Origin of the sequence: Actinacidiphila sp. bgisy167, assembly GCF_965342175.1 — a bacterium.
Lineage (GTDB): Bacteria > Actinomycetota > Actinomycetes > Streptomycetales > Streptomycetaceae > Actinacidiphila.
The window spans coordinates 1-21698 of the sequence record NZ_CBDRBL010000083.1 but is presented as its reverse complement, the minus strand read 5'-3'; the positions used below and the strand labels follow the sequence as shown (position 1 = coordinate 21698).

General features: G+C 72.9%; 15 protein-coding genes. 7 read left to right on the top strand and 8 right to left on the bottom strand.

Annotated elements, in window-relative coordinates; genetic code table 11:
• Positions 1-384 precede the first annotated feature (384 nt).
• Both ACRWND_RS25380 and ACRWND_RS25375 read left to right on the top strand, forming a co-directional pair.
• The gene (locus ACRWND_RS25380) at positions 385-1383 is read left to right on the top strand and encodes a helix-turn-helix transcriptional regulator (RefSeq protein ID WP_431953265.1); all 999 of its coding nucleotides are present in this window, start codon (positions 385-387) and stop codon (positions 1381-1383) included.
• Positions 1384-1583: 200 nt separating this feature from the next.
• Positions 1584-6068, top strand: a complete 4485-nt coding sequence (locus ACRWND_RS25375; RefSeq protein ID WP_431953263.1) for a S8 family serine peptidase — start codon at positions 1584-1586, stop codon at positions 6066-6068.
• A 196-nt stretch (positions 6069-6264) separates the two neighbouring features.
• On the opposite strand, the gene ACRWND_RS25370 is transcribed toward ACRWND_RS25375, so the two are convergent.
• Positions 6265-7287 carry a cytochrome d ubiquinol oxidase subunit II gene (locus ACRWND_RS25370; RefSeq protein ID WP_431953261.1) on the bottom strand — a complete coding sequence of 341 codons (1023 nt, stop codon included), beginning with the start codon at positions 7285-7287 and terminating at the stop codon, positions 6265-6267.
• Complete coding sequence (locus ACRWND_RS25365) at positions 7287-8720, bottom strand: cytochrome ubiquinol oxidase subunit I (RefSeq protein WP_431953259.1); 1434 nt, start codon at positions 8718-8720, stop codon at positions 7287-7289. Before ACRWND_RS25365 ends, ACRWND_RS25370 begins: the two co-directional genes overlap by 1 nt.
• A 442-nt stretch (positions 8721-9162) precedes the next feature.
• Here ACRWND_RS25365 and ACRWND_RS25360 point away from each other — a divergent pair, with 442 nt between their 5' ends.
• The 3 genes from ACRWND_RS25360 (at position 9163) to ACRWND_RS25350 (ending at position 13265) form a co-directional block, all read left to right on the top strand.
• Positions 9163-11289: a SpoIIE family protein phosphatase gene (locus ACRWND_RS25360; RefSeq protein WP_431953257.1), complete on the top strand. Its 2127-nt coding sequence runs from the start codon at positions 9163-9165 to the stop codon at positions 11287-11289.
• 140 nt (positions 11290-11429) lie between these two features.
• Positions 11430-11999, top strand: a complete 570-nt coding sequence (locus tag ACRWND_RS25355) for a TetR/AcrR family transcriptional regulator (protein ID WP_431953255.1) — start codon at positions 11430-11432, stop codon at positions 11997-11999.
• Positions 12000-12086: 87 nt separating this feature from the next.
• Positions 12087-13265 (top strand): GDSL-type esterase/lipase family protein, encoded by a 1179-nt coding sequence (locus ACRWND_RS25350; protein WP_431953253.1) that lies wholly within the window; start codon positions 12087-12089, stop codon positions 13263-13265.
• Positions 13266-13433: 168 nt separating this feature from the next.
• Here ACRWND_RS25350 and ACRWND_RS25345 read toward each other — a convergent pair whose 3' ends face one another.
• The gene (locus ACRWND_RS25345; RefSeq protein WP_431953251.1) at positions 13434-14744 is read right to left on the bottom strand and encodes an MFS transporter; all 1311 of its coding nucleotides are present in this window, start codon (positions 14742-14744) and stop codon (positions 13434-13436) included.
• Positions 14745-14825: 81 nt separating this feature from the next.
• Between ACRWND_RS25345 and ACRWND_RS25340 the strand changes: the two genes are divergently transcribed.
• The gene (locus tag ACRWND_RS25340) at positions 14826-15191 is read left to right on the top strand and encodes an ArsR/SmtB family transcription factor (protein WP_431953249.1); all 366 of its coding nucleotides are present in this window, start codon (positions 14826-14828) and stop codon (positions 15189-15191) included.
• A 24-nt stretch (positions 15192-15215) separates the two neighbouring features.
• Here the strand turns inward: ACRWND_RS25340 and ACRWND_RS25335 are convergent, their stop codons facing one another.
• Complete coding sequence (locus tag ACRWND_RS25335; RefSeq protein ID WP_431953247.1) at positions 15216-17108, bottom strand: FHA domain-containing protein; 1893 nt, start codon at positions 17106-17108, stop codon at positions 15216-15218.
• Positions 17109-17573: 465 nt separating this feature from the next.
• Between ACRWND_RS25335 and ACRWND_RS25330 the strand changes: the two genes are divergently transcribed.
• Entirely contained in the window at positions 17574-17777 is a 204-nt protein-coding gene (locus ACRWND_RS25330; RefSeq protein WP_431953245.1) for a hypothetical protein, read from the top strand.
• Between the two features lie 156 nt (positions 17778-17933).
• Here ACRWND_RS25330 and ACRWND_RS25325 read toward each other — a convergent pair whose 3' ends face one another.
• Genes ACRWND_RS25325 through ACRWND_RS25310 form a run of 4 tightly spaced genes read right to left on the bottom strand, consistent with a single transcriptional unit; the run spans position 17934 to position 21566 of the window.
• Positions 17934-19172, bottom strand: a complete 1239-nt coding sequence (locus tag ACRWND_RS25325; RefSeq protein WP_431953243.1) for an ABC transporter permease — start codon at positions 19170-19172, stop codon at positions 17934-17936.
• Positions 19172-19954: an ABC transporter ATP-binding protein gene (locus ACRWND_RS25320; RefSeq protein ID WP_431953241.1), complete on the bottom strand. Its 783-nt coding sequence runs from the start codon at positions 19952-19954 to the stop codon at positions 19172-19174. Before ACRWND_RS25320 ends, ACRWND_RS25325 begins: the two co-directional genes overlap by 1 nt.
• Positions 19951-21024, bottom strand: coding sequence for a peptidoglycan-binding protein (locus ACRWND_RS25315; protein ID WP_431953239.1), 1074 nt, complete (start codon positions 21022-21024; stop codon positions 19951-19953). The genes ACRWND_RS25320 and ACRWND_RS25315 overlap by 4 nt, the downstream gene beginning before the upstream one ends.
• Complete coding sequence (locus tag ACRWND_RS25310; RefSeq protein WP_431953238.1) at positions 21021-21566, bottom strand: hypothetical protein; 546 nt, start codon at positions 21564-21566, stop codon at positions 21021-21023. The genes ACRWND_RS25315 and ACRWND_RS25310 overlap by 4 nt, the downstream gene beginning before the upstream one ends.
• Between the last annotated feature and the right edge of the window lie 132 nt (positions 21567-21698).

Below are 21698 nucleotides of genomic sequence, written 5' to 3'. Positions count from 1 at the left end.
GTCCACCGGCGGCCGTGCGACGAATGTCACGCCGACCGCCCGGCCACCGGGTGCGCTCCGCACCGCCCGGACCGGGGACCGCGGCCGGCCCGTGCCACGACGGCCGCGTCGTCCTCGATGCGGCACGGGTCATGCGGGCCACCACGACGCCGTTCAAGTCCCTGAGGACGACGGGACATTAGGGGCCGGGAGATGTCGCCGCCGGCCACCGCCCGCCGACCGCGCGGCCGGGCCCGACGCGGAAACAGCCGCGCACCGGCCCGGTGCGGAGCGGCAGACGGGTCCGGGTGACCGCCCGCGGGCGGTCGGCTCGCGCTTTGAAGTTGCCGCCCGTTCTTGATTCCATCGCGTCGGTGACGTCATGGGGAGGGGATGGAGGACCTCGTGGAAACCGACGGACCGCTCGCCTGGGTCGGCGTGGACACGATGGCCGAACAGGCCTACCGCCTCCTGCTGTCCCAGGAGAGCGCGACCGCCGACGACGTGGTCGCCGCCCTGGGCGTGTCGGCGAAGGAGGGCCTCGCGGTCCTCGAACGGCTGCACCGCGCCGGGCTGATGAGCCGCCGCTCCTCCGGGGAGTTCTTCACGGTGGACCCCCGGCACGCGCTGCGCGCGCTGGTCGAGGCGCGCGAGCGCCAACTGGAGGCGGTGCGCGACGCCACCGGACCGCTGGGGGAGCTCTTCGACACGGCGAGAAGGGCCCGTGACGGCGGGCCGGGCACCAGCGTGATCAGCGGCCTGGAGTCCATCGGGGACCGCTACTACCGGCTCAAGCAGTCCGCGCGGACCGAACTGTGCGCCCTGGACCGCCCGCCGTTCCTCCTCGCCCCGAACGAGCCGCTCGACGAGGCGGCGGTGCGGCGCGGGGTCCGGGTACGGGCCGTCTACGCCGCCGCCAGCTTCGAGGCCGAGGGCGGCTGGCAGGACCTGGGCAACCTGGTGTCGCGCGGGGAGGAGGCCAGGGTCGTCCCGGCGTTGCCGATCAAGCTGGCGATGGCCGACCGTTCGGCCGCGCTGGTGTCGCTGACCCTTGCCGTCGGAAGCGCGGAGTACCTGTACACCGAATCCCCGCCTCTGCTGGAGGCCCTGGGTGAACTCTTCGAGAACTACTGGTCGGCGGCCTCCCCCTTGACTGAGTCAACCGACTGCGGCACGCTGCCCGGCAAGGCGACGGCCGGAGTCGAACGGGCACGTCAACCCACCGACGAGGAACGGACGTTGTTGGCCCTCTTCGCCGCCGGCGTCAAGGACGAGGCGATCGCCCGGCAACTCGGCATCTCACCGCGGACCCTACGCCGCAGGATCCAGGACCTGTTCGCCGAACTCGGCGCCACCAACCGCTTCGGAGCGGGGGTCGCAGCGACCCGCCGCGACTGGATCTGACCGCAAAGCGGTGGCCCGTTCTGGCCACTGACCGGTATCGGCAGCGCAACTCGATGGCCACCAAGGGATCACCCGGCTAGAACTGGTGTGCGCCCGCACGGCGTCCCCCCTCGGCCGGATGCCCGGTCACCCCACACGAAGGAGCCTTGGTGGCACCACCTGTCCATCAACCCCCGCGCCGTTCGGCGATACCGCGGTCCATGGCGGCACTCGTCGCAGTCGCCGGCCTCGCCCTTTCCAGCGCCGCCGGCCTGACCCCGGCCGCCGCCGCGCCGCTTCCCACCCCTCCCGCCCTCGCCGCCCAGCACACGGGGCAGGCGCCGGAGGCCGGCGAAGCACCCACCGCCGGCCGGTACATCGTCACCCTGCGCGAGCCGTCCGCGGCGACGTACACCGGTGGCGTGGCGGGCAAGGCCCGCACCGCTCCGCGCGAAGGCGAGGGCCTGAAGGCCGGCTCGGCCGCCGTAAAGGCGTACCGAGGCTACCTGCGGGAGCGCCAGTCCGAGACGGCCGGCACGGTCGGCGCCCGGGTGATCTCGTCCTACTCCGCCGCCCTCAACGGCTTCACGGCCGAACTGCGGCCGCAGCAGGTCGAGGAACTCCGCAACGACCCCACGGTGGTGTCGGTGGTCAAGGACGACCTGCGCAAGCCGCTGGCCGTCAACTCCACGGACTACTTGGGCCTCAGCGGTGAGAACGGGGTGTGGGCCGGCAACGGCGGCGTCGCCGGCGCCGGCAAGGGCGTGGTGGTCGGCGTCATCGACACCGGCATCGCCCCCGAGAACCCCTCGTTCGCCGGTGCCCCGCTCGGCACCGAGCCGGGTGCGGAACCGTACCTGGACGGCTCCACGATCACCTACCGCAAGGGCGACGGGGGCACCTTCACCGGCACGTGCACCACGGGTGTCCAGTTCACCGCCGCCGCCTGCTCCACCAAGATCGTCGGGGCTCGGTACTTCGTCGACAACTTCGGCGTCGACCACATCGGCGACCCCGAGACCGGCGAGTACCTGTCGCCCCGGGACGGCGAGTCCCACGGATCGCACACCGCGAGCACGGCGGCGGGCGCCAACGGAGTCAAGGCCGAGGTCGCCGGGCATCCGCAGGGCACGATCTCCGGCGTGGCGCCGGCCGCCAAGGTGGCGGCCTACAAGGCATGCTGGTCCGGGCCCGACCCGACAATCCTCGAGGACGACGGTTGCGCCACCGGTGACCTGCTGGCCGCGATCGACGCGGCCGTCGCCGACAACGTCGACGTCATCAACTACTCGATCGGCGTCGCCGCCGGCGCCAGCAGCACCGACTCACTCGTGGACGAGGCGTTCCGCAACGCCGCCGTGAGCGGCATCTTCGTCGCCACGGCCGGTGGCAACTCCGGCCCTTCGGAGAGCACCGTCGACAACGCCTCGCCGTGGATCACCACCACGGCGGCGAGCACCACGCCGACCCGCGAGGCCACGGTGGAGTTCGGCAACGGGGCGAACGTGCTCGGCGCGTCCATCTCGCTCCCGGCCGACGGGACCGCAGTGACCGGCCCGCTGGTGGCCGCCTCTACGGCCGGGACGGCGCTCGCCACCCGCCCGCGGCTGTGCGGTCCCGGCGACCTGGACGGCTCCAAGGTCAAGGGCGCGATCGTGCTGTGCGAGCGCGGCACGTACGACCGGACGGCCAAGTCGGCCGAGGTCAAGCGCGCGGGCGGCATCGGGATGATCCTGGTGAACCCCTCGCCGGACTCGGTGGACCTCGACGCCCACGCCGTCCCGACCATCGCCGTCGACGCGGACGGCTACGACGCGCTGGTCTCGTACGCCGGTACCGACGCGCCCAAGGCGACCCTGGTGGAGGGCAACCCTCACCACCTGGCGTCGGCCGCGGTGCCGCAGATCGCCGGCTTCTCCTCCCGCGGCCCCCTGCGGGCCGACGGCGGTGACCTGATCAAGCCCGACCTCGCGGCGCCGGGCGTGGGCGTCCTCGCCGACGCCGCCAACGCCGCAGGCGGGAAGCCCAGCTTCACCTACATGTCGGGCACCTCGATGGCGTCCCCGCACGTGGCCGGTCTCGGCGCGCTCTACCTGGGCCTGCACCCGCAGGCGACCCCGGCCGAGATCAAGTCCGCGCTGATGACCACCACGCGGCCCACCGTGACCGAGACGGGAGAGGCGTCCGGCGACGTCTTCGCACAGGGCAACGGCCAGGTGGACGCGACCCGCTACCTGAACCCGGGGCTGCTGTACCTCAACGGCCCCGACGACTGGGCGCAGTACGTCGCGGCCATCAGGGGCGACCGCACCGCTCCGGCTGCCACCGACCTCAACCTGGCGTCGATCGGCGTCGGCTCGCTCGCCGGGCGGCAGACCGTGACCCGCACCGTGACCTCCACCGGGCCCGGCACCTACACCGCCGACGCGGTGCAGATCCCCGGCGTGGACACCGTCGTCGAGCCGAAGTCGCTGACGTTCACCAAGGCGGGCCAGTCCGCCACCTTCAAGGTGACCTTCAACCGCACCACCGCCCCGCTGGGCGAGTACGCCACCGGGTACCTGACCTGGCGCGACGGCAAGCAGACCGTGCGCAGCGCGGTCGCGGTGCGACCGGTCGCGATGACCGCGCCGGCGACCGCCGCCGCCTCCGGCAGCACGGGCCGGACGACCGTGAACATCAGCGGCGGTGAGGACAGCGACGTCCCGCTGAAGCTCACCGGGCTCGCCCGGGGCCTGCAGGTGCAGGGATCGGGCACGGTCGGCGGACCCGCGCGGACCCACGTCGTCGAGGTCCCCAAGGGAACGGACGTCGCCCGGTTCACCCTCGACGCCGCCGACGACGACTCGTCCGACCTGGACCTGTCGGTGTACCGGCTGAACGAGTACGGCGACACGACGCTGGTCGGACAGTCCGCCACCGACTCCGCCGACGAGCAGGTCGAGCTGGAGAACCCCGAACCCGGTCTGTACGAGGTCGAGGTGAGCTTCTTCAGCGGATCGGGATCCCTCGACTTCACCGCGTCCAGCTTCATGCTGGGCGACGGGAACGCCGAGGGCTCCTTCACCGCGCAGCCCGCCACGGCGCACCTGAAGGCCGGGACCACCACCCCGGTCGCCCTGTCCTGGAAGGGGCTACGGGACGGGTCCGTCTACCTCGGTCGCATCACGTACGGTGACACCGGGCACACCACCTACCTGACCGTGACCACCGACCCGCGCACCGGAGCGCCCCACACTCCGGGGGGCCGTGCCACGGTCACCGTCAATCCCGCCTACGCGGTACCGGGCCAGTCCGCCGTCGTCTGGGCGACGGGTCTGACCCCTGCCGTGGACTTCCAGATCCGGGTGAAGGGCTCCGGCAAGGTCCTGGCGAGCGGCCGCACCACCGACGACGGCGGCGTGGGCCGGGTGGTCACCCTCCCGTCCGCCATCGCCACCGGAAAGCAGACGCTCGAGGTCACGTACGGCAAGCACAGCGCCGGCGGCTCCTTCACCGTCAGCAAGCTGGTCCTGGGTGACGTCGGCCACGGCGACGCCCACGCCTTCGACGGCAACCCGCTGGCCTCGATGACCGGCGCCATCCGGGGCAAGGGCACGGTGCACGTCACCGTCCGCGGGACCTCCGGCACCTACCTGGACCGGACCCTGCCCATCGACGCCAGCACGCTGAACTGGTACGGCTGGGCGTCCGACCCGGTGGAGACCAGGGCGGAGAAGCTCACCGCCACCCTCACCGTGGTCGAGGCGCACGGACGTGCCGGGCAGAGCGAGTCGGCGACCTGGAAGCCGGCCGCGACGGCGGCGAGCACCGCGTCGATCACCGAGGACCGTTCGGCGAAGCACACCGCGAAGGTGAGCTACACCAACAACTCCGAGGTGGTCGCCTTCCCGACGCTGCGCTACAAGCTGACGGGCGGCGACCTGGTCTTCGCCACCCTGCAGGCCGATCCGCAGGACACGTTCACCCGCTCCTACGACACGACCGGAGTCGACCGCCTCGACCTCCTGCTCGACGGGGCGACCGTGGCGACGTACGGCAACAAGGACAGCGCCCGGAAGAGCGGCAAGCCCGCGATGGTGGAGCCGTTCTACGCGACCTTCCCGCACGGCGGCGCGGACAAGCACCATGACGGGCCCGCGTCGCTGAAGATGACGGTGACCCACCGCCCTGCCGCCTACAGCGCCGGTTTCGACCTCGCGGCGGGTGAGGGTTCGCAGGTCTACGCGGGCACATCGCTCCTGGTGAACGAGCCCATCCCCACGCCGGTCAGCGACAAGGAGGGCACCCCGGTCTCCCGGACCGTCACGGTGCCCGCCGGGCAGCCGCTGTGGGCCACCGCGTACTTCGAGATCAACGGCCCGATCTTCCAGGCCCTGGTCGAGCGGAGGCTCCTCGTGCCGGCGGTCGACGCCGACGACCTCGAACCGGTGCGCGCCTCCGGGTCGGCGCTGGTCGTCGACGCGATGCCGGGACAGGCCGCCGCCCGCTCCATCGTCTCGGTCACCGCGGCGGGCCTGTCGCCGCGGGAGCGCTTCACGGTGCGGCTCGACGGCAAGGCCGTCGGCTCCGGACAGGCGACGGCGGAGGGCTACGCCCACACGTTCGTCACCGTCCCGAACGGCCACGCGAAGAGCGTGACGGTACGGGTGACCGGCACCGGCGCGGACCGTACGGGTGAGACCGTGCTCGGGGTAACCCGCTAGCACCACCCATCGAACCGGCCCGGCCGGCGTACCCCCTCGGGTACGCCGGCCGGGCCGCTCGCGTTCGGCACCGGCACCGTCAGCCGCCGGCCCGGACGAGGGTGTCGGGCGCCGAGCCGCCGGCCGGGGGTGGCCCTGCTCCCGGCCCGCGGGCCCTCTTCTCCCCTGCTCATGCGGCGGCCGTCCGCCCGTGCGCTCAGTGCCGCTGTTCCGCCGGCGCCGACTCCGGCGGCCGCAGTCGGCCGCGGTTGGCGAGCCGGAAGAGCAGCCCGATGGAGGGGAAGATGAGGAGTCCGGCCACCACGGCCACGCCGAGTGTGACCGCCAGCGTGGCGTCCGGAGCCGCCGCCTCGCCGATCTCGACATGGGTGCCGAGCAGGTACGGATACTGGGCGACACCCCAGCCCAGCACGACGAGCGCGACCGCAGCCGCGGCGAGCCCGCGCAGGAAGCCCGTCCGCTCGCTCCGCAGCAGGACCATGCTCGCGACCCCGCAGACGGCGGCGAGCACCACCAGCGGCAGGGCGCGGTGGCTGAGTTCGCCGAACAGGCGCGGCGAGTCGGCTCGCAGGACGAAGATGCCCGCGATGCTGACGACTCCGGTCACGGCGGCGGCGAGCAGGGCCCTGGTGCGGAAGTGCCGCCGCAGGGCGTGGTCGTGCTGCTGGTGGGCGGCCACGTACAGGTAGGTGGCGGCGAGGTAGGCGCAGACCAGCACGGCCAGCACGCCGCCGAGCACCGAGGTGGGGTTCAGCCAGCTGGTGACGGGGTCCCCGTTGCCCGCCGCGGGCACGCGTCCGGAGGCGATGCCCCCGGCGATCGAGCCGAAGCAGTACGGAGTCAGGACGGACGACGCGGCGAACGCGACGCCGTACAGGCGCTGCTCGGGCGTGCGCAGCGAGGCCTTGCGGAAGGCGAAGCCGGCCCCGCGGAGCACGATGCCGAGGACGGCGATGCCCAACGGGATGTAGAGGGTCGTCGTGATGGCGGTGAACGCGCTCGGGAACCCCGTCCAGAGGAAGACCAGGCAGTAGACGAGCCAGGTGTGGTTGGCCTCCCACACCGGGCCGAGCGAGGTGTCGATCAAATGCCGGGGGCGTTTGCCGCGCTCTGCTCCGCCCGCGGTCAGGTCCCAGAATCCGGCGCCGAAGTCGGCGCCGCCGAAGAGGCAGTAGGCGATGACCCCGAGGAAGAGGAAGGCGGCGACGGCTTGCGGCATCACTCCTCCGTCCCGGGGCGCGCACCGACGGGTTCCGGTCCGGTGCGCGGGCCGTAGGGCACGTCCACGCTGTCGTCGCCCTCGGCCTGCCAGCGCCGCTTCATCGACAGCAGCACCGTCACCGCGCCCACGCCGACGGCCGCGTAGATGGCGAGCACCGCCCCGAAGAAGACCCACAGGTTGCCCTGGGTGGTCACCGCGTCGCGGGTGAGGAGATGGCCTACGACGGTCCAGGGCTGGCGGCCGACCTCCGTGACGACCCAGCCGCTCTCCAGGCAGGCCACGGCGCCGAGTCCGCTGAGCGCGCAGCAGCGCAGGAACCAGCGCTGCCGTTCCCAGGGGTGCTTGCGCCACCACAGCCAGGCGAACCACACGGCGAGGGCCAGCAGGGCGAAGGAGAGCCCGACCATGACGTCGAAGGCGAGGTGGACGGTGCTGACGGCCCGGTCGGAGGGGCGTACGTCCGCGGGGATCGCGTCGAGCCCCTTGATCTCGGTGGACGGGCGGAACCCGGCCAGCAGGGAGGCCATGTCCGGCACCGGGATCCCGTATCTGACCTGCCCGTCGATCAGCACGCCGCCGAGCGTCTCGGGGACGTGCGTGCCGGTCTCGGGCAGCAGCTCGATCGCGGCGAACTTGGCGGGCTCGGCATCGTAGACGTAGCGGGCGATGGTGTCCCCCACGATGATCTGCAGGGGCATCGCGACGGCGGCGGTGACGAATCCGATGAGGAACCCGACGCGGTGGTAGCGGGAGGTGCGGCCGCGCAGCATGCCCACCGCGTACACGCTCGCCACCGCGAAACCGGCGACGATGTACGCGGCGAGCAGCATGTGGAGGAACTCCCACCAGAAGGCTCCGTTGAAGAAGACCTCCGCCGGACGGACGGCCACGGTTTGTCCGTCGCGGAACGTGAAGCCTTGGGGGTGGTTCATCCAGCTGTTGGCCGCGATGACGGCGCCCGCTCCCCCGATGCTCGACAAGGCCACCGGGACACCCGTCCAGAAGTGCGCCCAGGGCGACAGGCGGTCCCAGCCGTAGATGTAGATGGAGACGAAGATCGCCTCGAGGAAGAAGAACAGCCCCTCGATGGCGAACGGGAACCCGAAGGCCGGACCGTATCCGCGCATCAGGCCGGGCCAGAGGATGCCGAGCTCGAAGGAGAGGACGGTGCCGGTGATCGCCCCCACGGCGAAGAGCACCGCGGCCACCTTCGACCAGCGCCGCGCGATCCGCAGGGAGTCGGCGTCCCCGTGGCGCAGACCGCGGTAGTTGGCGACGAGCATCAGCGTGGTGAGGGCGACGCCGAACGGCACGAGGATGATGTGGAAGCCCAGGGTGAACGCCATCTGCTGACGGGCCGGCAGCAACTGCGCCGGGTCTCCCGCCGCCGCGATTCCCTGGGCCAGGACTCCCCACGCGGCCCCCGTCACCACTCGTACCGCCCGTCAGCGGGCCGCCGGCGTTCCGGACCACCCGCGCATGCCATCGCCATCACATCGACCACGACCCTTTCGCGACAGAACGATCACGTTAGGCCACGATGGCCGATATATGAGGTAATGCGCATGACGGGAGAGGGGCGATGACCCTTTCGGGGGGCGCGGGTCGACATCCCGCCGGTGGCCGCGGGCGCTGCGGACGGGGCTGCGGCGGCCAGGGCCGCGGCGCCCCGTGCGCCACCTCTTGGCGCACGGCGCACGGCGCCCGGCCGGCCGCCCGCGCCGGCGTGCCGTGCGCGTCGGGCCACTCCTGTCCCGATGTCTCCTGCCGTACAACGACAGACAAGGAACCCATATGTGGGTCATCCTTGATGAGACGGATGTGCGACGCCTACGGGCCGCCGCCCGGCCGCCGCCGGAAGAGGGTGAGCGCATGCACACTGCGGATCTCCTGGCCGCCCCCGGCTTCGAAGCGGTCTCGCCCGACACCGTCCTGGCCAGGGCGATGCGGGACACCGCGGCGTCGGTCGGCGCGGTCTACCTGCTCGCCGCGGGGGAACCGGTCCTGCGGCTGGCCGTGCTGGGCGGCGTCTCCCGGAAGACCGCCGCGCCGTGGACGCGGGTGTCGCTGACCGACCACACCCCGGTGGCCGATGCGGTGCGCGAGCACCGCCTGGTATGGGTCGGCGGCCAGGACGAGATGGCGCGCACCTACCCCCGTCTCGCCCTCATGCTTCCGTACTCCTTCGCGCTCGCCGCCGCACCGGTCACGGACGGCACCACCGCGGCAGGCGGGCTGGTCCTCCAGTGGCCCGGCTCACGGCCGAAGGGCCCGACCCCACGGGAGCGGGCCGCGATGGACACCGCCTGCGGGGACCTGCTGCGGCTCCTTCGCCGCGCCGCGGACGAGGGCCGGCCTGTCGCCGCGCCCCCGGAGCCCCGCGTGCTGCCTGCGACGCGCCCGCGCGCGGTGTGGCCCGCCGAGGCGCAGTCCGCGGTGGACTTCGCCGAACGGCTCCCCGGGGGCTGCTGCACGCTGGACCTGGACGGCCGGATCCTGTTCGCCACCACCGGGGCGGCCGAGCTCCTGGGCGCCGAGGTCGCCGAACTGCTCGGCGCCTGCCTGTGGACGGCGCTGCCGTGGCTGGACGGGCCCGTCGTCGAGGACCGCTTCCGGGCCGTGCTGATCAGCGGGCAGCCCTCCTCCTTCAGCGCCTCGCCGCCCACGGGCCCGTGCCTTTCCTTCCATCTCTATCCGGACTCCTCCGGCGTCAGCGTCCGCATCGTCCCGACCGCCCTGCCCTCCGACCCCGCAGGGGTGCTCAGCCCCGCGCCCGCCGCCGAACCCGGCCGGGCGAACATCATGTACCACCTGATGCACCTGGCGGCCACGCTGACCCAGGCGATCAGCGTGCGGGACGTCGCGGACCAGGCAGCGGACCAGCTGCTGCCCGCCTTCGGTGCCCAGGCCCTGGCGCTGATGACAGCGCAGGACGGCCGGCTGCGGCTGATCGGCCACCGCGGCTACCCCTCCGACCTGCTGGAACACTTCGACGGTGCCCCCCTGAACTCGCAGACCCCCGCCGTGCGGGCGCTGACCACCGGCACCCCCGGCTTCTTCCCCGACTTCGCCGCACTCCACCAGGCCTACCCGCCCGCCGTGCTCCACGACGACATGAGCTCCTGGGCCTTCCTGCCGCTGATCTCCTCCGGCCGTCCCGTCGGCTCGTTGGTGATCGCCTACGAGCGCCCCCACCCGTTCACCGACGAGGAGCGCACCGTCCTGACCGCCGCCGCCGGGCTGATCGCCCAGGCGCTGGAACGGGCGCGCCTGTACGACGCCAAGCACCGCCTCGCCCAGGAACTCCAGGAATGCCTGCTCCCCCGGACGCTTCCGAGCGTGCCCGGCCTGGACGTCGCCGCCCGCTATCTGCCGGCCGGCCCCGGTATGGGCATCGGCGGCGACTTCTACGACCTCATCCGTCTGGGCTCACACCTCGCGGGCGCGGCCATCGGCGACGTGCAGGGACACAACGTCAGCGCCGCCGCGCTGATGGGCCAGGTCCGCACGGCTGTCCACGCCACCGCCGGGGCCCCGCCCGACGAGGTCCTGGCCCGCACCAACCGCCTGCTCACCGATCTGGACCCGGGGCTGTTCACCAGCTGCCTCTACGTCCAGCTGGACCTGGCGCGGCACCGGGCCCGCCTCGCCACGGCCGGCCACCTGCCACCGCTGCTGCGGCGGCCCGACGGCCGGGTCGAGGTCCTCGACCCGGCACCGGGACTGCTGCTCGGTATCGACCCCGCCGCCACCTACCCGCCGACGGACGTCCCCCTGCCGCCCGGCGCCGTGCTCGCCCTGTACACCGACGGACTGGTCGAGACCCCGGGCGGCGACATCGAGGAGGGCATCGCGGCGCTCGCCGCGCGCCTCGCGCAGCACGGGCCCGGGACGGTGGACGAGCTCGCCGACGCCCTGGTGCACCACGCCGAGCAGTCCCCCGCGCGCAGCGACGACATCGCCCTGCTCCTCATCCAGGCGCGGTGTGACGGGGGCTGACGCCGCCCGGCACGCCAGAGGAGCCCTGTACCAGCGCACCGCGACACAGCGCACGCGCACCAGCGAACACATCGCAGAAGGCATTTGCCTACACTGTTTAGGCAAACGCATAATGCCGATGGGAAGAAGGGAGACGCGCTGTGCCACGCGTAGGACTCACCGCGGAACGCCTGACCCAGGCGGGCGCGGAGCTCGCCGACGAGGTCGGCTTCGCCCAGGTCACCGTCTCGGCGCTGGCCGAGCGGTTCGGTGTCAAGGCCGCCAGCCTGTACTCCCACGTCAGGAACTCACAGGACCTCAAGACCAGGATCGCCCTACTGGCCCTGGAGGAACTCGCCGACCGCGCGGCCGAGGCCCTGGCCGGTCGCGCAGGCAAGGACGCCCTGATCGCCTTCGCCGACGTCTACCGCGCCTACGCCCGGGAGCACCCCGGCCGCTACGCGGCGGCGCAGCTCAGGCTCGACCCGCAGACGGCCGCCACCGGCGCCGGTGTCCGGCACGCCCGGATGTCGCGGGCAGTCCTGCGCGGCTACGGCCTACCGGAGCCGGAGCAGACGCACGCCGTCCGTCTGCTGGGCAGCGTCTTCCACGGCTACGTCAGCCTCGAACTGGCGGGGGGCTTCGACCACACGCCCGTCGCGGCGGAGGAGTCGTGGTCGTGGGCGCTGGACTCGCTCGACGCGCTGCTGCGCGAGCGGTCGGCCCGCTGAGGGCGTGCCTGCCGCCTCCCCACCGGGACACCCCGCCACACCCTGTGGCCACCGGCCCGCGAACCGCCCACGGACAAGCAGAGGACCATGCACGCGAACCCGGACTTGATCGCCACTCCCGTCACCGCCGAACTGCTGCGGGGCGCACTCGACGTGGAACGCACCCGCAGCGGGCTGCTCCCCCACCGCCTACCCGCCGCGGCCCGCCGGCAGATCCCGGACGAGCAACTGGCCACCGCGCAGGCGCAGCCGTCGGGCGTCCGGCTGGCCTTCCGCACCCGGGCCACCACCGTCGAACTCGACGCGCTCCCCACCAAGCGCGTCTACCGCGGCTTCCCGCCACCGCCGGACGGCGTGTACGACCTGCTGGTCGACGGCCGTCTCGCCGCGCAGACCACCGTGCCCGGCGGGAACGTCCGGGAGATCACCGACATGCTCACCCAGACCGCCGAGCTGCACGAGGGGCCGCCCGGCACCGCCCGGTTCGAGGGCCTGCCGCCGGGAGACAAGGACGTCGAGATCTGGCTGCCGCACAACGAGACCACCGAGCTGATCGCGCTACGCAGCGACGCGCCCATCGCCGCTTCCGGTCCGCGGGGCCGCAGGGTGTGGCTGCACCACGGCAGCTCCATCAGCCATGGCTCCAACGCCGCGCATCCGACAGCGACCTGGCCCGCCCTGGCCGCCGCCGCGGGCGGCGTGGAGCTGGTGAACCTGGGCTTCAGCGGAAGCGCGCTGCTGGATCCGTTCACCGCCCGCGCCATCCGTGACACGCCGGCCGACCTGATCAGCCTCAAGATCGGAATCAACATCGTCAATGCCGACGTGATGCGCCTGCGCGCCTTCGTCCCGGCGGTGGACGGCTTTCTCGACCTCGTCCGCGAGGGGCATCCGACGACACCCCTGCTGGTGGTCTCCTCCGTCCTGTGCCCCGTGCAGGAGGACACACCGGGGCCACTGGCGCCGGACGTCGACGGCGGCTCGCTGCGGTTCGTCGCCACCGGCGATCCGGCGGAACGCGCCGCGGGCCGGCTGACCCTCAACGTCATCCGCGACGCACTGGCCCGCGTGGTCGCCCGGCGGGCGGCCGACGACCCGCATCTGCACTACCTCGACGGCCGGGAGCTCTACGGCCCGGCCGACTACGCGGAACTGCCGCTGCCGGACGGGATCCACCCCGACCCCGCGGGGCACCGGCGCATCGGCGAGAACTTCGCCCGGCTGGTGTTCGCCGGCCCCGGCCCGTTCGCCGCGGCGAAGCGCTGACCGGCCGGGCGAACACCGGCGGGCCCGTGCCGGGCGGCCCGCTCTCGCGGTCGCCCGGGTCGGCGGTCGTCCGGGTCGTGGAGCCGCGCCCGACGCGTTCCCGCGACATCGTCACCCGCGGGGGCGGCGCCTTCGGCGTCGCCCCCGCGTCCGGCCCGCAGCGCCCGGTCAGACCCCGGTCCCGGGCTCGCCGGCCGCCGCGGAGGTCGCGGCCGGAACGGTCGGCAGGCCGGCGGCGGGTTCGCCGGCGGACGCGGCCTCGGGCGCGGCCGGTATCACGACGGCGGGCCTGCGGACGAGCGCCGCCGACACGGCGGACAGCAGCGCCAGCAGGACCACCACGGAGCCGTACACCGTGGCCGTGCTGTGCAGACCGAAGTCCGGCACGGCGAAGCCTGCCACGACGGCCGGAACGCTCAGGGCCAGGTAGCTCACGACGTAGAGCGACGCGAACAGCTCCGCCCGCTCCGGGGGCCGGGCCAGCGCCGCGAGGGAGCGGAAGGCGCCCAGGAAGGCGGCGCCGAAGCCCAGCCCCGCGAGCGCGGTGCCGACGAAGAACAGTGCCGTCGAGGGTCCGGCGAGGGCGAGCAGCGTCAGCCCGGTCCCCACCGCGAGCATGGCCGAGCCGCCGGTCATCATCCGCCGCGGCGCCACGCCGCGCAGGAGCAGGGAGGCGACGGCCGCCGCACCGAAGAGGGTGGCGACGACCAGGCCGCCGACCAGGTGGCTGGACAGGTGCAGCACCCCTGCGGTCAGCGAGGGGCCGAGCGCGAGGTAGAGCCCGCCGATCGCCCAGGTCGCGACGAGGCAGGGCGTCGCGACCAGGAAGGCGCGGCGGGCCTGCGCCGGTACGGCCGCACGGGGCCGCAGCGAGGCCCAGGCCCCCGGGCGCGGCGAGACGGGATCGGGCAGGTACAGCACCAGTGCCGCGAGCACCACGAACACGGCGGTCAGCAGGACGAAGACCAGGTGGGTGGGGGCCGGGCCGTACTCCACCAGCAGGCCGGCGCCCAGCGCCCCGACGGCCAGTCCGGTGGCCGAGGCCAGGGTGTTCAGCAGCGAGCCCAGGGCCGAGGTGGGCGAGGGCTGCAGGTCGATCAGCCCCGCGCTGATGGCCCCGGCCGCCGCGCCCGTGGCCACGCCCTGCAGGATGCGGGCGAGGAAGAGCGCGCCCACCCCGCCCGCGGTGAGGAAGACGACCATGGCCGCGGCCTCGACGACCAGCGCCGCGAGCAGCACCGGCCGCCGGCCGACGTGGTCGGACAGCCCGCCGACGCTGAGCAGCGCCACCAGCAGCGCCAGCACGTAGACCGCGAAGACCTCGGTGAGGACGGTCGGCGAGAAGCCCCACTGGTGCTGGTAGACGACGTAGAGCGGGGAGGGTGCGCTGGAGGCGGCCAGGAAGGCGAGCAGGGTGGCGGCGAGCAGCCAGAAGCCGACCGGCCGCGGCAGTCGCCGCTCGCGGCGATGGGTGTGCATAGGGGGCTCCGAACGGTTCCACAATTATCGAACCATTCGAGGAAAACACACAGCCGCCGATTGTTCAACTATTATCGAACCATGACTGGAGCCCCCCGGGAACTGCCGCATCCCGACACCGCGGACCTGGTGCTGACCGACGTGCTCTTCGCCCTGAGCGACCCCTCGCGGCTGGACCTGGTGCGCCGCCTGGCCGACCGGCCCCTGGAGGGATCGGCCTGCCAGCCCATGAACGGGGAGATCCCCAAGTCCACCCTCTCCCACCACCTGAAGACGCTCCGCGAGGCCGGGGTGATCCGCAACGACCCGCACGGCCGGCAGCGCCTCATCAGCCTGCGCCGCGAGGAACTGGAGAGCCGATTCCCCGGACTGATCACCGCCGTCCTCGACGAGCCGGGCGCCGCTCCCCCCGACCCGCCCGGGTTGATGGGGCCGATCGGCCCCTGACGGGCCGGTCGACCGCTCGGCTGCTCAGCCGGCCAGCGGGGCCGCACGCGGCGAGGTGGGACCCGCGTCGCGGTAGAAGATGTCGATGTCGACCTCCTCGCCGCCGACGGTGACGGTGTCCCATGGACCACTGTCCCGCAGGGTGCGCAACGTCTCGCCGCCGAGACTCCCCAGGTGCCGCCGCAGCGTCTCGTCGTCCGGCATCCCGGCGATCCGCGGCGCCAGGCGTGCCCGGATAGCGCGCACCTGCTCCATGAGCGCGTCGATGTCGCCCTCGCGGTCCGGCTCGGCCGCGGCGCACTCCTCGATGCTCCGCGCGATCCGGTCCTTGATCGCCTGGCCCACCCCGTTCTCGTCGGTGGTGATCATCGCGTTCCAGGCACGGCTCTTGTGCCGGTACTGGAGCATCGACATCGCCGCCTCGTGGCGTACGAAGTCCGCGTCCCGCAGCGCCCGGCCGCGCCAGGTGCCGCTGAGCGTGCGGGCCAGCGATATCGCCGAGGCGAGACCGCTGTTCAGGCCGCGCCCGGGCCAGAAGTGGATGGCGTTGGCGGCGTCCCCGAGCAGGAAACCGTACGTCCCGGGAGTGGTCGCGGTCGCCGGGTGCAGACGGGCCGTGAAGCGCGGGCGCTGCACCATGTCCAGGCGGAAGGCGGTGATCGCGCTCAGGTCCTGCTCGTCGACGTCGAAGAGCGCCAGTCCCTCCTTGACGCGCTGCCACAGCGGCGATCCCTTGATGAGGGCGGGCAGGAAGAACGTGCTGTGCGTGGAGCAGTGGAAGTCCCCGTGTCCGTCGCGGCTCATCACACAGGGCCGGGAGGCGACGCACTGCTCGAAGACCTGCCGCACGGGGTCGATCCCGACGACCTCCCGCGCCTCGGCGTCGGTCAGCCGCATGTTCAGGAAACCCTCACCCCGAAGGGAGTTGAGCAGGAAGCGGTTCTGCGCGACGGTGAGCAGGACGGTCATGGGGTCGGAGAGCCTCGACCGTACGCGCAGGCCCAGCACGACGTCCTGCAGGTGCACCCCGTCCAGCGAGTAGATGGAGGTGTCGGCCGTCCCGAATCTGGCGGCGAAATGCTCGCGTGTGCGCGACCGGCCGCCTTCGCAGATCGCCAGGACGTGCTCGGAGGCCACCGCCTCCGCATGCTCGGCCGCGTCGAACCGGGCGGGGACCAGGCGGATGCGCTCGCGCTTGCTGCCGGCCAGGTCCAGCAGCGTGTCCTCGACGTACGCGATGCGGATGTTGCGCGGGTTGCGACCGCGGATCGAGTCCGGGCCCGCGGGCCACATCTCGCTGTACGCGCCCTCCGTGAACAGCCGGTCCTGCATCTCCTGGGGCAGGTTCAGATACTGCCGGCTCTGCACCGTCACGACCTGCTGCCGCCGGACGTTGCCCTGGCCCTCGTCCTTCCAGACGACGCGGTCCCCGTCCTGGGTCCAGCGGCCGTCATAGACGGTGACGAACACCCGCCGGCCCATCAGGTTCTCCAGCAGGAGGGCGAAGGCCAGCCCCACCGGACCGCCGCCCGCGACCGTCACCCGCAGCACCTGGCCCGGCTCCGCCGGTTCCGAGGGCGGCACGAGCGCCTCCAGCAGCGAGAGGTCGAGGATGGTCTCCATGGCGTCGGCGGCCTCGAAGCGGAAGGTCTCGTCACCGATGGCGATCTCGTCGCCGGGCTGCAGCACATGCGAGGTCACCCGCTCCCCGTTGACCCGCGTCCCGTTGCTGCTGCCCCGGTCGTAGAGCACGAAGCCGTGGCCCTCGCGCCGCACCTCCGCGTGCAGGCGGGACACGCTGACACTGGCGATCACCACCGTGTTCCCGTCCTTGCGCCCGAACGTGAGGGGCTTGTCGCCGATCCCGAACCTCTCCCCCGCCAACGAGCCGCGACGCCCAACTATCTCAGGAGGCATCAATCCCTCATCTCCCCATGCCGACGAACCCCGGACACCCGCACAGTCCGTGGCTGCCCACGCCGCGCACCGGGGGAAACGCCCCCGGGGCAAGACAGAGCGGAACAGCCCCGCGCGGCGGCTGTCCGCTACGGCCGGCGGGCCCGGCCGACTCCGTCATCCGGCGGATTGACATGGTGCGCGGACCGGCCGGGGCACGCTGGCCCGGCGCCGTGCGCCCGGCCCGCCCGCCTCACCCGTTCGGAGCAGCGGGCGGGGCGTCGGCGCGGTCCGCGTACCGCCCGGCGGAAAGCGGGCTGACCAGCGGCGCCGCGGACACCGAGGCGGTTCGCTCGATTTGCGTTCGACACGCCCGGGAGGACGATGACGGACGGAGCCCGTTGCATCCGGTCCGGTCGGCGGCACAGCGTCCACCGACCGTTGTTCGCGCCCGCCGGCGTGACGGCCGCGCGGAAGGGAGCAGCCGTGTTGATATCCGCCGTGCTCGTCCCGCTCATCCTGCTCGCCGCCGTCCTCGCGCCCGGCTGGTACCAGGCATGGAAGGCCTACTGCGAATCGGTCCGGTTGCCCGTGTCCCCTCCGGAGGCCGCCGAAGCGGGGGGCCTCCACCGCCGGAGCAGGTGGCAGACGGAGCTCGCCCGGCTGCGCAGCCGCCGACCGCAGGACTGACCCGTCTGCCGCACCCCGCCCCTCGGCCGTGGTCGCCGAGGGGCGGCGTACGCCGACCGAAGCGACGCTCACGTCAGCGGGCACCGGCTCGGAAGAGCCCGTGCACCGCGCCCTCCTGGTCCTGCCGATCCGGCCCGAACCGCAGGGCGCACCCGTTCACGTGCCGGCCAGCGCCTCCGTCGGAGACATGCGCGCGGCGCGGACCGACGGGTACAGGCCGGCCAGTCCGCCGATGGCCAACGTGGCGGCCACGCCTCCCGCGGAGGCCCATACGGGCACGGTGGTCGGCCATCCCCGCGTCGTGGCGAACACCCCGGTCACGGCGGTGCCCAGGAGTACGCCCGCCACTCCGCCGAGTGCGGCCAGCAGCAGCGACTCGGCGAGGAACTGCAACCGGATCTGCCCCTGTGTGGCGCCCAGGGCGCGGCGCAGACCGATCTCGGAGCGACGCTCCAGCACCGAGATGACCATCGTGTTGGCCACCCCGATCCCGCCCACCAGCAGAGCGACCGAACCCAGGCCCAGAAGGAGTCCGGTGAAGGCCCGCTCCGAAGCGTTCCTCGCCACGAGGGCGTCGGAGGGCCTGGAGACCGCCACTTGTTCGGGGTGCTCGGGGTTGGCGGTGGGGGCCAGGACGCCATGGACGTCGAGGACCGCGTCGTCCCGGACACGGGTGTAGACGGTCGTGGGGTGTCCGTCGAAACCCAGTTCCGCACGGGCGGCGCCCCACCCGACGAGCGCGGCCCGATCCAGTTGGGGCGCGAGAGGGGACGGGGCGAGGACTCCGACGACGGTAAAGCGTTTGCCGCCCAGCACGACCTGGACGCCGTTCGGGCCCTCCGCGGCCGAAGCGGCACGCAGTTCGTGGATCCCGAGGGTGTTCGCGGTGTCGGCGCCGAGAACGACCACGGGCAGCCTCGCCTGCGTGGCATTCGGCCAGTGGCCGACGACCAGGGGCACACGCAGTGCCTCCGGGAGGCCCTGCGTCGCCGCGTAGACGGCGATGCTGCCGCTGAGCGCTGTGGGGATGTACTCGTTGCGGTAGACCGCGGCACGCGGGAGCCGGCCGACCGCGGCGACGGACTGCACGGGGCCGACCCGGCGGATCATGGCCGGGGCCGTCTCCGGCAGCTCCTGTTTCTGCCCGGTGCCGTGGTCCGTGCCGGGACCGACGGTGAGCAGGTTCGTTCCCAGGGCGGCCAGTTCCCGGTCGAGTGCCGTGCGGCTGGAGCTGGAGATCCCGACGACGGCGGTCATGGCGGCGATGCCGATGGCGAGGCCGAGCGCCGACAGCACGGCCCGAAGGGGCCGGTAGCGCAGTCCGCTGCCGCCGACCCGCAGGACGTCACGCGGCCGCAGCCGGAAGGGCCTCAGGGAGCAAGGAGTGGTCTGCATCAGCGGCGCTCCGTCGCAGTGTGATGGCCGGGGCCGCGGCCACGGCCTGTGGCGGCCCGGTCGGCGAATCCGGTCGTGGCCTCTCCGGCGCCGTCGGCCGCGCCCGTGGCCCGATCGCCGACCACGGCGCCGTCCCGGAACTCGATCCGGCGCGGCAACCGGGCGGCCACCTCGGCGTCATGGGTGATCAGCACCAAGGCCGTGCCAGAGGTGTGCAGTTCCCTGAGCAGATCCATGACGGCCCCGCCGGAAGCCGTGTCCAGATTGCCGGTGGGCTCGTCGGCGAGCAGCAGTGGCGGCTCGCCGACGATGGCGCGGGCGATCGCGGCTCGTTGCCGCTCGCCGCCCGAGAGTTCATGCGGTCGGTGGTCGGTCCGGTGTCCGAGCCCGACTCGGGAGAGCGCGGCCAGGGCACGGCGTGTCCGTTCCCTCCGGGCCACGCCGCAGTACAGCAGGCCGTCGGCCACCGCCTCCACGATGGGGAAGCCCGCCGGGAGATGGAACTGCTGGAAGACGAAGCCGATGTACATCGCGCGCAAGGCGGACAAGCGGCGATCGCTCAGCTTCGACACCTCGTGCCCGGCGATGGCGACCCGGCCCGCGGTGGGCCGGTCCAGCGTGCCGATGAGGTTGAGCATCGTGGACTTCCCCGAGCCGGAGGGGCCGACGATGGCGACCGCCTCGCCCGGCCCCACCGTCAGGCTCACATCGCGCACGGCGGCCACACCGCCGCCGTAGGTACGGCTCACACGGTCCAGGACGACGACGGGGTCGGCGCTCATCGCGCGGCTCCCACCTTGTCACCCGCGGCCAGCCCGTCGCCGGAGACCTCGACGCGTCCGTCCACGAAGAGCCCGAGACGCACGGCGACGACATGACTGCGCCCGTCGCCGTCCAGCACTTCCACACCGTGGCCTCCACCGGACAGCGCGAGAAGCGCCGGCACGGGAACGGTCAGGACGTTCTCGTGCCGACCGGCGAGATACCGGCCCGTGAGGGTGCCGGCCTCGCGACCGGTCCCGGCGGTCACGACCGACGGGTCGGCCAGGGAGACGGTGACGTCCTGGACGTTCTCTCCACTGTCGCCGGTGCGCGGGGCGCCGACGGACACGACCGTGGCGTCCGTGCTCCTGCCACCGGCGGTGTACACCTTCAGCCGCACGCCCTTGACCGCCAGTTCGGAGTCCGCCTCGGAAATGGTGAGCTTGGCCTTCGGGGTGGTCCCGGTCACCGTCAGCAACTCGGACACCGCGGCGGCGCCGATGGCCGCACCGCGCGCGGCGACCCTGCGCGCGCCGTCGGCGTACACCACGTCTCCGAGGACGATCCTGCCGGTCTCCGGCGCGCCCAGGGCCTTCTGCCAGCGCTTCACGGCGGCTTCGACTCCGGCGGTGTAGGTGTCACCGGGTGTGAATCCGCCGTAGCCCAGCGCGCTGAGGTTGGTGGTGAACTCCTTGACGTCCTCGCCCTTGATGTCCAACGCCAGTTCCCTGTAGGCGGGGAGCTCGCTGTAGAGGAGGACGACGGGGCGGTCGTCGACCCGGGCGAGCACGTCGCCGCGGCGGAGCACGGTGCCGGGTGCGGGCAGCCATGTGACCGTGCCTTCGGCGTGTCCGGTCAGGGGCTGTGCGCGGCCGTACGTCGCGGCACCCGACACGGTGATCCAGCGCTCCATCGTCTTCCGCGTGACCTCCGCGGTGGCCGGAGGGGACACGCTGGGGGCAGCGGTTTCGACGTGGCCCTCGAGGACCTCGAAGGAGGCCGCGCCGGCCACCACCACGGCCACTGCCGCAGTCCCGCCGATCGCCAGAAGCGCTCGGCGCCCCTTCCCGGAGCTCTTCCGACGGCTCATCCGGCCACGCCCTGGCTCTCGGACTGCGGGTAGAGATGGTCGCAGGCCTCCCCGGCCTTCCGGGCCTTCGGGTCCAGCTTGAAGTTGTACGTCGAGTCCTCGGGCTTGTCGCCGGTCTCGGGGTCGGGGTCGGGAAATTCCGTCGCCCCGTTCTCCCGCATGCACGCGGCGTACTGCCGCAACTTCTCGATCTCCTCCGGCTTCCAGTGGGGGCCCTCGTCCAGTGCCGGCATCTTCGACGCGCACGCCCGGTGGGCGGGGTCCATGACAGGTATCTGGCCCCCGTCGGCCAAGGTGACGACATTGCCCTGCGGGTTGTCGGGGTCGGGATCCCTCACATCGAGGCCGTGTTCGCGCAGGCACCGTACGAAGGGCATCCAGTCGGTGCCCCCGCCGGCCGGGGGCGAGGCGGCACTCGCCGTGCCGTCCGGCACACTGGCCACCTGCGGCCCCTGCGCGGCCCCACCGCCGCATGCCGAGAGCGCCGCGACAGCGGCGACGATGAGCGCCGATGGGACGAACAGCCTGGTGAGTGTGGTCATTGATCGCATCTCTGGTTCTCCGATGGCCGAGTGGCAGCGTCCTTCAAAAGCACGCAAAATTTCCGGTCACGCTGCTGCCGACATCCCAACAGACCGCCGGTGAGAGGGCAGTGAGCCTTCGCGCTCACGGAC